This window comes from Streptomyces sp. NPDC006332, assembly GCF_040612855.1.
Lineage (GTDB): Bacteria > Actinomycetota > Actinomycetes > Streptomycetales > Streptomycetaceae > Streptomyces.
Window position 1 is genome coordinate 57,180 of record NZ_JBEXRA010000050.1, and the last position, 11,842, is coordinate 69,021.

The 11,842-nt window shown below is 69.2% G+C and carries 9 protein-coding genes and 3 pseudogenes; 7 read left to right on the forward strand and 5 right to left on the reverse strand.

The window, feature by feature from the left end; translation table 11 throughout:
- Positions 1-41 precede the first annotated feature (41 nt).
- From ABZ027_RS33820 to ABZ027_RS33830, 3 genes and pseudogenes are all read left to right on the forward strand, one after another.
- Positions 42-947 (forward strand): S1 family peptidase, encoded by a 906-nt coding sequence (locus tag ABZ027_RS33820; RefSeq protein WP_356775077.1) that lies wholly within the window; start codon positions 42-44, stop codon positions 945-947.
- 174 nt (positions 948-1,121) lie between these two features.
- Positions 1,122-1,310 (forward strand): annotated as a pseudogene (locus tag ABZ027_RS33825) (SPFH domain-containing protein); the annotation flags it as partial.
- 339 nt (positions 1,311-1,649) lie between these two features.
- A complete protein-coding gene (locus ABZ027_RS33830) occupies positions 1,650-2,732 on the forward strand; it encodes a S1 family peptidase (RefSeq protein WP_356775079.1) in 1,083 nt (360 codons plus the stop codon).
- A gap of 200 nt (positions 2,733-2,932) precedes the next feature.
- On the opposite strand, the gene ABZ027_RS33835 is transcribed toward ABZ027_RS33830, so the two are convergent.
- The gene (locus tag ABZ027_RS33835; RefSeq protein WP_356775081.1) at positions 2,933-3,301 is read right to left on the reverse strand and encodes a VOC family protein; all 369 of its coding nucleotides are present in this window, start codon (positions 3,299-3,301) and stop codon (positions 2,933-2,935) included.
- A 92-nt stretch (positions 3,302-3,393) separates the two neighbouring features.
- Here ABZ027_RS33835 and ABZ027_RS33840 point away from each other — a divergent pair, with 92 nt between their 5' ends.
- A complete protein-coding gene (locus ABZ027_RS33840) occupies positions 3,394-4,359 on the forward strand; it encodes a WYL domain-containing protein (RefSeq protein ID WP_356775083.1) in 966 nt (321 codons plus the stop codon).
- 98 nt (positions 4,360-4,457) lie between these two features.
- On the opposite strand, the pseudogene ABZ027_RS33845 reads toward ABZ027_RS33840, so the two are convergent.
- A pseudogene (locus ABZ027_RS33845) lies at positions 4,458-4,835 on the reverse strand (RidA family protein); the annotation flags it as partial.
- A gap of 73 nt (positions 4,836-4,908) precedes the next feature.
- Here ABZ027_RS33845 and ABZ027_RS33850 point away from each other — a divergent pair.
- The 3 genes from ABZ027_RS33850 (at position 4,909) to ABZ027_RS33860 (ending at position 10,428) form a co-directional block, all read left to right on the forward strand.
- Complete coding sequence (locus ABZ027_RS33850; protein ID WP_356775085.1) at positions 4,909-5,817, forward strand: LysR family transcriptional regulator; 909 nt, start codon at positions 4,909-4,911, stop codon at positions 5,815-5,817.
- 181 nt (positions 5,818-5,998) lie between these two features.
- Positions 5,999-9,451 carry a DNA polymerase III subunit alpha gene (gene dnaE / locus ABZ027_RS33855; protein ID WP_356775087.1) on the forward strand — a complete coding sequence of 1,151 codons (3,453 nt, stop codon included), beginning with the start codon at positions 5,999-6,001 and terminating at the stop codon, positions 9,449-9,451.
- Entirely contained in the window at positions 9,448-10,428 is a 981-nt protein-coding gene (locus ABZ027_RS33860) for an ImpB/MucB/SamB family protein (RefSeq protein ID WP_356775089.1), read from the forward strand. The genes dnaE and ABZ027_RS33860 overlap by 4 nt, the downstream gene beginning before the upstream one ends.
- 252 nt (positions 10,429-10,680) lie before the next feature.
- On the opposite strand, the pseudogene ABZ027_RS33865 reads toward ABZ027_RS33860, so the two are convergent.
- The 3 genes and pseudogenes from ABZ027_RS33865 to ABZ027_RS33875 form a co-directional block, all read right to left on the reverse strand.
- Positions 10,681-10,857: pseudogene (locus ABZ027_RS33865) on the reverse strand (cytochrome P450); the annotation flags it as partial.
- Positions 10,858-10,915: 58 nt separating this feature from the next.
- Positions 10,916-11,359, reverse strand: a complete 444-nt coding sequence (locus ABZ027_RS33870) for a hypothetical protein (RefSeq protein ID WP_356775105.1) — start codon at positions 11,357-11,359, stop codon at positions 10,916-10,918.
- 297 nt (positions 11,360-11,656) lie between these two features.
- Positions 11,657-11,842, reverse strand: a 186-nt coding sequence (locus ABZ027_RS33875) for a hypothetical protein (RefSeq protein ID WP_356775091.1), incomplete at its 5' end; no start/stop codon positions are given.

Consider the following 11,842-nt stretch of genomic DNA (forward strand, 5'->3'; position numbering starts at 1 on the left):
CCCCACGAGGGCCCCCGACTTCCCATGTGGAGGAACGACAAGTGAGGATCAAGCGCACCACTCCCCGCAGCGGCATCGCGAGACGTACCCGGTTGACCGCCATCGCCACCGGTCTCGTGGCCGCAGCCGCGATCGCGGTCCCCAGCGCGAACGCGTCCGACACCCCCACGTTCAGCGCCTCCGAGCTCAAGAGCGTCAGCAGCTCGGTGCTCAAGGCCGATGTCCCGGGCACCGCCTGGGCCGTCGACAGCAAGACCGGCAAGGTGGTCGTCACCGCCGACAGCACGGTCTCCCAGGCCGAGATCGCGAAGATCAAGGAGCAGGCGGGCACCAACGCCGACGCGCTCACGATCAAGCGCACCAGCGGCAAGTTCCAGAAGTACATCGGAGGCGGCGACGCCATCTATGCGAGTAGCTGGCGCTGCTCCCTCGGCTTCAACGTCCGTGACAGCGCGGGCAACTACTACTTCCTGACCGCCGGTCACTGCACCGACGGCGCGGGCACGTGGTGGTCCAACTCGGGTCACACCACCACGCTCGGTACCACGTCGGGCTCCAGCTTCCCGACGAACGACTACGGCATCGTGCGGTACACCAACTCGTCGGTCGCCAAGGCGGGCACCGCGGGCAACACCGACATCACCAGCGCCGGCACGCCGAGCGTCGGCACCACCGTCACCCGTGACGGTTCGACCACCGGCATCCACAGCGGCCGCGTGACCGCCCTCAACGCGACCGTCAACTACGGTGGCGGCGACGTCGTCTACGGCATGATCCAGACCACGGTCTGCGCCGAGCCCGGCGACTCCGGCGGTTCGCTGTACGGCACCAACGGCGTCGCCTACGGTCTGACCTCCGGCGGCAGCGGCAACTGCAGCTCCGGCGGCACGACCTTCTTCCAGCCGGTCGTGGAGGCGCTGAACGCCTATGGCGTGAAAGTCTTCTAGGTCCGGACAGGGCCTGGGCCGGCCGCACCGACCCTAGCCGGCCACGCACCGCGAAACTCCGCAGCCGGCGGCGAGCGAGCCCCCGCACGAACTGTCGTGCGGGGGCTCGCCCTTGTCGCTCCCCCGGAGTTACCGTCGACGTACAGGCGGTCACGTCGGACCTGGGGGGCCGTGATGGTCGAGGAACTGGTGGCGGCGGGAGCGGTGCTCGGGTCCGCCGGGGTGGTGTACGCGCTGGCGGCGGCGAAGGTCGTCAAACAGTACGAACGGGGTGTGGTCTTCCGGCTCGGCAAGCTCCGGCCGGAGGTGCGCGGACCGGGGTTCACTCTGATCGTTCCGGGTGTCGACAAGCTCCGGAAGGTCTGTGCGGCCGTCGGCGCAGGAGCCGCAGCAACCGGTGCAGGAGCAACTCCCGCCCGTCGAGGCTCATGTGAACCCTTCAGCGCAAGGGGCGATTTCAGGACAGGACTAGTCCTCACGGGGTGCTGAGGGTTACTCGCCCGTAGTGTTTGCGGCGCTAACGGCCTGGTATGACCGTGGACCGTCAAAAACGGAGGGGCGCGCAACCGCGTTCTACGCGCGTCCTGAAGTCAACCTTGTGCGCCCCCTGTGGAATTCGGAAGAGTAGGCGCTCGTCAGCCAGCCTTTCGGTTCCGGGGTCCCCACAACCATCCGGACCGACCCCCCACAGGAGGACGCGAGTTGAAGCACCGACGCATACCCGGGCGACGGGCGGTCCTGACAGGTGCGGGCATCGCCGCACTGGTCGCCGCGGGTGTCACCCTCCAGTCCGCGAACGCCAGCGAACCGGCGAAGACCCCCGCGCCCCGGACCTTCTCGGCCCTGGCGGCCGGAAAGCTCGCCTCGACGCTCGGTCAGGACCTGGGCGCCGACGCGGCGGGAACGTTCTATGACGCGAAGACCAGGAGCCTCGTGGTCAACGTGCTCGACGAGACCGCGGCGAAGACCGTCGAGGCGGCCGGCGCCAAAGCGAGAGTCGTCGAGAACTCCCTTGCCGAGCTGAAGAGCGCCCACGGCACCCTCAAGCAGGACGCGAGCATCCCCGGCACCGCCTGGGCGACCGACCCGACGACCAACAAGGTGGTCGTCACCGCCGACCGCACGGTCTCCGACGCCGAGTGGGCGAAGCTGACCAAGGTCGTCGACGGGCTAGGCGCCACCGCCGAACTCCAGCGCACCAAGGGGGAGTACCGGCCCTTCCTCGCGGGCGGCGACGCCATCACCGGCGGCGGCGGACGCTGCTCGCTCGGCTTCAACGTGGTGAAGGACGGCGCGCCGTACTTCCTCACCGCCGGGCACTGCACCGAGTCCATCTCCACCTGGTCCGACTCCAGCGGTGACGTGATCGGCCAGAACGAGGAGTCGAGCTTCCCGGGCAACGACTACGGCCTGGTCAAGTACACGGCGGACGTGGCCCACCCGAGCGAGGTGAACCTCTACGACGGCTCCACGCAGAAGATCACGGGAGCGGCCGAGGCCACCGTCGGCATGAAGGTCACCCGCAGCGGCTCCACCACCCAGGTGCACGACGGCACGGTCACCGGCCTGGACGCCACCGTGAACTACGGCAACGGCGACATCGTCAACGGCCTGATCCAGACCGACGTCTGCGCCGAGCCCGGCGACAGCGGCGGCTCGCTCTTCTCCGGCAGCAACGCGATCGGCCTCACCTCGGGCGGCAGCGGCGACTGCACCTCGGGCGGCGAGACCTTCTTCCAGCCGGTCACCGAGGCGCTCTCGGCCGTCGGCGCGCAGATCGGCTGACGGTCACGTAGTAGTGCGGCGCTGGCCGTGATCTCACCGGCCTGACGAAGTCCCGCCCCGCGCGCGAGGGGCGGGACTTTCGCGTCGTACGGCGGGTCAAGGACGAGGGGCGCGTTCCGCGTGGGGCGCTCGTCGTCCTCTGGAAGTCGGACGACGGCAGGCGCGGCACCTGTCGTGGGCGCCTGTCGCGTCGTGGACTTTCAGTCCCGCGGTGCGACGCGGAGACGGTTCCCGTCAGGGTCGGCTGCGAGGAAGGTCAGCCCGAACCCGGCGTCATGAGGCTCGTGCAGGATCGTGACGCCCTTGGACTGCCACTGCTTGAAGATCGCGTTGATCTCGCCGGGCCCACCGTTGTCGATGGCCACGCAAACCTCACTGGTACGCGGGACATCAGGTGACAGATCCTCGAACTGGCCGGACCACAGAGCGAGGTCAGCGCCTGGCCCGAGGTCGAAAGTGATGTATCCCGGAGTCTCGAACGAAGGGCTCATGCCGAGGAGGCCGCCGTAGAAACGAGCCGCGGCGGGCGCGTCGTTCACATAGACGATGGACACGACGGAAGTGGTCATGGTTGTTCCTTCTCGCAGGTCGTAGGTACGCATCCACCAGCCTGATCCGAATATGCGCCGCATCGTGTCGTAATTCCTGAAAAAATTGGGGTGTGACGCCAGACCGCTTTTTCACCCTGATGCTGCTCCTCGAATCGAGGGATGCGGTGACCACACAGGAACTCGCCTCGGCGCTCGGGGTTTCCCTTCGAACCATCACCCGGGACCTGAACTGGCTCCGCGACGCCGGTCTTCCGGTGACCGCACACCGGGGCCGTCTCGGAGGCGTGACCATGCTGCCCGGGTCCGGGCTCGACCTCACGCGACTCACGCCGGGCGAGCGTGATCATCTCTCGCTCACCGGGCTGGATGAGAAGCAACGTGCGGAGCTCAACGCATCGGTCGAAAGCCGGCGCGCGCTCTCCAAGATCGTCGCCACACAGTCACGTCGCGTTCATGAGCTCCTGCCGCTCACCGACGTAGTGCACGTGGACAGCCGCCCCTGGCTGCAGACACGAGCTTCCGGCACGACTCCGGCTTCGCTGATCGGCTCAGTGCGGCGAGGTCGCCGGCTACGGATCGAGTACGACAGCCCACGCGAGTCATGCCCACGCGACCTGGTCGTGGATCCCTACGGGCTGTTCGCCAAGGCCGGCGTCTGGTATCTCGTCGCCGACTGTGTCCAAGTGCCACGGATGTACCGACTCGAACGGATCACGACGTGGAAAGAAGTCGACCAGCCACGACGGATCCGCGAGAACCAAACCCTGGCCACCGTCGCTGCGGCGCTCATTGATCAGTGGGAACACGACCATGCGATAGAGGTCAGCGCCACCATCGACCACGCCCAGATCGAGCGAGCGCGACGGATCTTTGGCCGACGACTCGTCCGGGACGACCATGAGGCATCCGGCACCGGCCACAAGGTGACGATCCGCTTCCTGCATCTGGAGGACGTGCGAGCACTACTGCCGTTCGGGAGCGCCATCACTGTGCACGGCCCCACCGAAGCCAGGGCTCACCTCCGCGCCCTCGCCACCAACCTTGCCCACCACTATGCGCCGTCACCAACGCCCTGATCGAGGAGATTGGGCTCCGAGGGAGGTTCGTAGGCCTCGACGGGCACGGCAGGCGCCTGGGAGTGATCGCTCAAGGCGACACCGTGAGGCGGGATGCGCCGCCGCGCGTCCACCTCTATCTCGATCTTCATCCGCGGGTCGGCGAGACCGCACATGAGCATCGTGGCGGCGGGCTGAACGTCGCCGAAGCAGCGGCGCAGGACGGGCCAGCAGGGTGCGAAGTCCTCGCGGTCGGGCAGCAGATAGCGCACGCGCACCACGTCGGCGAAGGTGCACTTCGCCTCGGCCAGTGCGGCCTCGATGTTACGGAGGCACTGCTCGGCCTGCTCCATCACGTCGTCGGAGATCGTCATGGTGGCGTAGTCGAACCCGGTCGTCCCGGACACATGCACCCAGTCGCCGTCGACCACGGCACGGGCATAGCCGATCTGCTCCTCGAAGGCCGTGCCGCTGAGGATCGCGCGTCTCTCTGTCATGCGCCCGAACGCTAAATGACCAGCACCGATACGTCTAATACGGCGACATGCATGGTCTGATATCTCTGGGCGTATGGAGCGCCCCGAACTCCCCCTACCGCAGCTGCACGCCTTCGTCGTGCTCGCAGAGGAACTCCACTTCGGCCACGCGGCCGCCCGCCTGGGCATCGCCCAGCCGCCGCTGAGCCAGCAGATACGCCGCCTGGAGGACAAGGTCGGCCACGAGCTGTTCACCCGCGCCCCAGGGCAGGTCACCCTGACCCCGGCCGGCCGTGAACTGCTGCCCGCCGCCCGACGGGCACTCACCGACCTCGCGGACGGACTGGCCGCAGCCCGGGCCGTCGGCAGTGGCGATGCCGGCCGCCTACGGATCGGCTTCGCCGCCTCTCTCGCCCTGACGATCCTGCCCGGCCTGCTGCGCACCTTCCGTCACCAGTTCCCTGGCGTGCACCTGGACATCCACGAGATGACCACCGCCCCACAGATCGCCGCCCTGCACGACAAGACCATCGACATCGGGCTTCTGCGCGAGCCCCCCACCGACGAGCCGGAGCTCGGCTTCAGCACGGTGCTCAGGGAGCCTTTCGTGGCCGTGCTGCCGTCCACCCATCCTCTGGTCGCCCAACGGTCCGTACGGCTCGCACAGTTGGCGGACTCGCCCTTCGTGCTGTTGCCCCGCACGGTCGGCCCGGGACTGTATGACCAGATCATCGGCCTGTGCACCGCGGCAGGATTCACACCGCGGACGGTCCAGCACGCGGTGGAGTGGCAAACCGTGTGCGCCCTCGTGGAAACCGGTCTGGGCGTCTCCTTGGCCCCGGCGAGCATCCGACGCATCCGGCTCAAGGGCGTCGCCTTCCGCAGGATCGAACCCGGCACCACCCGCACGCGCGTGGCCGTCGCCTGGCGCAGGAACGACCACAATCCCCTGGTCACACGCCTGCTGGCGACCATCAGCCAAGGATCGCCAGGCAGTCCCTAACCGACGCTGACCCCGGCCCACAGCAGTGTGACGAGCGCGACCCCCAAAGAATCGTTAGCGTGTTCGAATCAAGTCGCCGACCGGGGGCGATGGGGTTAGAGTAATCGAACGAGAGTGCGATGAGCATATCGGGTCATATCGGGCTTATGGTCGAAAAGGGGTGGAGTGATGGAGGTGCGGCATGGCGGGCTTCGCCCATCTGCACGTCGCGTCCGGTTACTCCGCTCGCTACGGCGCGTCCCACCCCGAACAGCTCGTCCGGCGAGCGGCCGAGCGGGGTATGTCCGCGCTCGCGCTCACCGACCGGGACACGGTCACCGGGGCCGTCCGGTTCGCGCGGGCGTGCACCGGGGCCGGGGTGCGTCCGGTCTTCGGTGTCGACCTGGCCGTAGCGGCCTTGGCGCCTCCGCCGCCGGCCCGGCGGCGCCGCACTCCGGCGCGCGGTGGGGCGCACGTCGTCGAGCCGCCCCTGCGGTTCGTGCTGCTCGCGCAGGACCGGGCCGGATGGGCACGGCTGTGCCGCATCACGTCGGCGGCCCATGCCGGGGCGGTGTCCGGTACGGCGCCGGTGGTGCCGTGGGAGGCGCTGCGTGAGTACGGCGGCCCCGGCCTGACCGTGCTGCTCGGGCCGCTTTCGGAGCCGGTGCGGGCGCTGTCGGTGGGCCGGGAGGACGTCGCGATGAAGCTGCTGGCGCCCTGGAAGGAGATCTTCGGAAGCGGGGTCAAGCTGGAGGCCGTTGCGCAGAAACCTTTCAGCACGGGGCCGGGGTCGCTGCGGCTGGCGGCTCGCACCCTCACGCTGGCCGACCGCACCCGCACCACCGCGGTGCTCTCCAACGCCGTTCGCTACGCCGACCCCGAACAACACCGGCTCGCCGACGTCCTGGACGCCGCCAGACTGCTGCGGCCGGTCGACCGGCGTCGCCTGGACAGCGGGCAGCGCTGGCTCAAGGACGAGCGGGCGATGACCGTCGTCGCGGGGATGATCTCCGACTGCGCCGGAACGGACGCCCGGCGGGCGCGGCGCCTGATGGCGGACACCGCTGCCACCGCGGCCGCCTGCGCCCTCGACCCCCGAGCGGACCTCGGCCTTGGCACACCGCACTTCCCGGAACCGTCGCTCTTCGGCGCCGAACCCGAAGCCGGCGGAGCCGCGCGGCTGCTGCGCCACCAGTGCGAGGCCGGCCTGGCCCGACGTGGCCTGGACCGCGACCGGGCGGCACTCGACCGCCTGGACGAGGAACTCGCCGTGATCTCCACGCTGGACTACGACCCGTACTTCCTCGCCGTCGGACAGGTCGTGGCCGACATCCGGGCCAAGGGCATCAGGGTCGCCGCCCGCGGCTCGGGCGCCGGTTCGATGGTCTGTCACGCGCTGGACATCGCCACCGCCAACCCACTCGACCACAGCCTGCTGTTCGAACGTTTCCTCAGCGTGCGCCGGGCCTCGCTGCCCGACATCGACATCGACGTGGAGTCCGCCCGACGACTGGAGTGCTACGACGCGATCTTCGAACGCTTCGGCAAGGAACGGGTCGCCGTCACCGCCATGCCCGAGACCTACCGCGCCCGCCGCGCCCTGCGCGACACCGGCCTCGCCCTCGGCATCGAGCCCGCGGACGTCGACCGGATCGCCAAGAGCTTTCCGCACCTGCGGGCCTCCGATATCACCGGTGCCCTCGCCGAACTGCCCGAACTGCGGCAACTCGCCGCGGAGGCACACCGGTACGGACCGTTGTGGGAGCTCGCCGAAGGCCTGGACGCCCTGGTCCACGGCATGGCCATGCACCCGTGCGGCGTGGTCATCAGCGACGCGACCCTCCTGGACCGGCTGCCGGTCCAGCCCACCCCCCAGGGCGACTACCCCATGGCCATGGCCGCGAAGGAGGAGATCGAAGCGCTCGGCAACATCAAACTCGACGTCCTGGGCGTGCGGATGCAGTCCGCGATGGCCCACGCCGTCACCGAGATCGAACGCACCACCGGCAACCACATCGACCTGGACGACCCGCGGCAGGTGCCGCTCGACGACGTCTTCGCCTTCAAGCTCATCCAGGAGAGCCAGACCCTGGGCCTGTTCCAGCTGGAGTCGCCCGGCCAGCAGGACCTCCTGTCCCGGCTCCAGCCCCGCGACCCGCAGGACGTCATCGCCGACATCAGCCTCTTCCGTCCCGGCCCGGTCGCCGGCGGCATGCCCGAGCGCTACATCGCCGCCCGCCACGGAGGCACGCCGACCTATGCCCACCCCGACCTCGAACCGGTGCTCGCCGACACCTACGGCGTGACCATCTGGCACGAGCAGATCATCGAGACCTTCGCCGTGATGACCGGCTGCGACCGCGCGCTGGCGGAGATCGCCCGGAGGGCACTCGGCGACAAGAGCCAACTGCCCGGGATCAAGGACTGGTTCCACCACCACGCGCAGGCCCGGGGTTACAGCTCGGCCGTCCGGGACGAGGTGTGGAAGACCGTCGAGGCCTTCGGCGCGTACGGCTTCTGCCGCGCCCACGCGGTCGCGTTCGCCGTACCGGCGCTGCAGAGCGCCTGGCTCAAGGCGCACTATCCGGCGTTCCTGCTGGCCGGCCTGCTCGAACACGATCCCGGGATGTGGCCCAAACGTGTCCTCGTCTCCGACGCCCGCCGCCGTGGCGTCCCGGTCCTGCCCGTCGATGTCAACCGCTCCAAGGTGAGGCACATCGTGGAGCCGGCCGACGGGGAGCAGTGGGGTGTGCGGCTCGCGCTGTCCGCGGTGCACGGCATCAGCGAGGAGGAGTGCGCCCGGATCGAGGAGGGCCAGCCGTACGGATCACTGTCGGACCTCTGGCAGAGGGCCCGCCCCAGCAGACCGGTCGCCGAACGCCTCGCGGAGATCGGCGCCCTGAACTCCCTCCACGACGGACGACTCACACGCCGCGACCTGCTCCTGCAGATCGCCGAACTCCACCGGGCCTCCCGCACCCGGTCCGCCGGCAAAGGTCAGCTGCCCATCGAAACGGGCGCGGTCGGGGGAGCGGAGCCGAGTGGTCTGCCGGAGATGACCGGACGCGAGGCCCTGAGCGCCGAGCTGAGCACCCTCGGTATCGACGTCTCCAGGCACCTGATGGAGCACCACCACCGGCTGCTGCGCGAGATCGGCGCGACCGACGCGGCGCATCTGGCAGGTATGCGTGCTGGGCAGCAGGTGCTCGTCGCGGGCGTACGGGCCTCCACTCAGACCCCGCCTATCGCCAGCGGCAAGCGCGTCATCTTCGTCACGCTGGAGGACAGTTCCGGCCTGGTCGACCTGGCCTTTTTCGAGGACTCCCACCCGGCCTGCGCGCACACGGTCTTCCACAGCGGGCTGCTGCTGGTGCGCGGCACGGTCCAGGTGCGCGGCACCCGTCGTACCGTCGTCGGCACCATGGCCTGGGATCTGGACGAGATCGCCGCCGCCCGCCGTGACAACGGTCCCGAAGCCGCACTTGCGCTCCTCGGAGCCGGTCATCCGCACCCGACCCCTGCACAGCCGCAGCGCACCCTGGCCAACGGCACCACTGGTGCCCGCCTGCATCCCTACGCCGATCTCCAGCCCGCCGGCACCCGGTCGGCCGACCTGAAGAAGTTCGGTCATCGCAGTCCAGGGAGCGCAGGATGACCACACGGCAGCGGCATATCGCCCACCTCTATCTGCACGCCTCGCTAGCCGAGGATCAGTACGACGACATAGTCGAACTAATGTCTGGTATCACGCCTCACGTCCAGGCTGTCCCGCCCAACGCCGTCCAACTCGACCTGACGTCGGCGCTCAGATACTTCGATCTGTCCGCCTACGACGTCGTGCAGTTGGCGATGATGAGACTGAAGGCCCTCTACGGCATCGACAGCAGCGCCGGACTCGCGGGCAACCGCATGCTGGCCGCGATGGCGGCCGACGCGTCCGCGCCGGGCGACACCACCTGGGTCCCCGCCGGGCAAGTGGGCGACTGGCTGTACCCGCGGCCGGTCACCGCGCTGCCCGGGATCGGCCGTGCCACAGCGGAGACGCTCAGCAGGTACGGGCTGCACACCATCGGGCAGATCGTCGATCTGCCTGCGGGAACCCTGCAGCGCCTTCTCGGCGTGGGCCCCGCGCGGCTGCTGGCCGAGCGTGTCCGCGGTCGAGATCCCCGCCCAGTCACTCGGGCGGAACCGGCGGAGCACATGGTCGCAGACCTTGTGCTGGATCGGGATTGCCTCGACCCGAGCGGACATCACCGAGCAGTCCTGGGACTCGCCGGCCAGATCGGCCAACGCCTGCGCGGCGAGGGCCAGGTCGCCAGGCGGCTGGCCCTAACGGTGCGCTATGCCGACCACAGCTCTACCACGCGCACCTGCACGCTGCCGGAACCGACCGACCATTCACCTGCCGTCGCGGCAACCGCCCTTGGGTTGTTGGCCGCCCTGGGACTGCAACGAGCACGAGTCCGTTCCTACGCGATCCGCGCAGACAATCTGGCGCCGGCCAGCAGCACTTACCGCCAGCTCTCCCTGGACGAGGGCGACGACCGGGCCCGCGCGGCCGAGGCCGCCGCCGACCGAGCCCGCCGACGCTTCGGTCTGAAAGCCGTACGTCCAGCGGCTCTCGCGAATTGATCGTTTACGCCCAAGAACGATTCCGAACGAGGCCGCGGAGCGGCGGCGCGCAATAGCCGCTGCGGGCTCGCCTCGGTCGGGAAGGGTGTCAGCTGACGCGTACGGGCAGGCTTCGGAAGCCGCGAGTGATGTTGTTGAGGGCGCGGACCGGCTCGTCGGCCAGTTCGATTCGTTCCACGCGGGCGGACAGGGGAGCACGGCGCGGACTTCGAGGCGGGCGAGGCCCTGGCCCGCGCAGGCGTGGTTGCCGTAGCCGAAGCCGAGGTGGTCGACGGGGTTGCGGCGGATGTCGAAGCGGTCGGGGTCGGGGAAGTGGCGTTCGTCGCGGTTGGCGGCGCCGTAGCTGTGCAGGACGCGCGCGCCGGAGGTCGGCCGGCTTTCTTCGACGTCGCTGCCAGCCTCGGCGGCGACGCAGAAACTGGCTCGCACAAGCCCGGACCGATGCCCGCCCGGAACCGCTCATCGCGTCAAACCCGATGGTTCACGCTCAGAGCGCAGGAACCGGTGAGAGCAGGGACACCTGCGCGCCCGCTCGGCGGGCCGGCGCGGAGTCCATGGCCCGCGTTGCCGGACGGGTCCGGCCGTCGGCGAAGACGAACAGGCGCAGCACCAGGAAACGGCCGATACCGGCGAGCCCGGCGGCGCCGAGGTAGACGGCTTGTTCGTAGAGAGTTGCGGCCGACGGCCGCATCAGGTGCAGGACGAACACCGCGGCGGAGGTCACCGCGTAGGCTGCCGTGGCTGACCCCGCCGACTGCCAGTGCTGGCGCCATCCGGCACGTCCCGTCCCGAAGGTGAAGCGTGCGTGGAGCTCCGTGCCGAGCGCAGTGGAGGCGACGGTGATCACCGCGTTCGCCACAGCCCAGGGCATCAGTCCTGCGAGCACCGCCACGGCGACGCTGGACGCGACCCCGACACCGCCACCGAACAGGACGAACCGGGCAAAGGAGGCGAGTGGACCGGAGGCACCCGGACCGTGTCGCGCCGCAGCGGCATCGGCCTTCGTCTGCTCCGCCTCCCGCACTCCGTCCACCGATACTGGCGTCAACTTCGATGCGACCAGCGACTTCACAGGAAGTCCCTTTCGGGTAGGGAGGGTGAACCTCCTGAACCGGCGGGGCTCACACAACTCTGCCGCCCGACCGCTTCCGTTCTTTGTATTACGACCATATGACTACAGCTGTCGATCCCTGGCAAGAGTCTGGCCCGTTTTAGATTATGACCGTACTCACATGAGGGACGGGCGAGCGGAACACGGCGAGCGGGTGGTGAGCAGGCCTGAGTGTGTCGCCTGGTCCCACGGGACTGCGTCGAGGCCGAGTACCTGTCCGGCCTGGCGCAGGGTGTTGCGATCGCCGCGGTCATCGGCGGCGGCGAGAAGGAGCGCGGTGCGGGCAGGCGCGGACAATTTCTC

Bases quoted from the DNA above. Each gene is read 5' to 3' on its own strand.
- ABZ027_RS33835 (WP_356775081.1), bottom strand. From the start codon at position 3,301: ATGACCACTTCCGTCGTGTCCATCGTCTATGTGAACGACGCGCCCGCC.
- ABZ027_RS33850 (WP_356775085.1), top strand. From the start codon at position 4,909: ATGGAGCGCCCCGAACTCCCCCTACCGCAGCTGCACGCCTTCGTCGTG.
- ABZ027_RS33860 (WP_356775089.1), top strand. From the start codon at position 9,448: ATGACCACACGGCAGCGGCATATCGCCCACCTCTATCTGCACGCCTCG.
- dnaE (WP_356775087.1), top strand. From the start codon at position 5,999: ATGGCGGGCTTCGCCCATCTGCACGTCGCGTCCGGTTACTCCGCTCGC.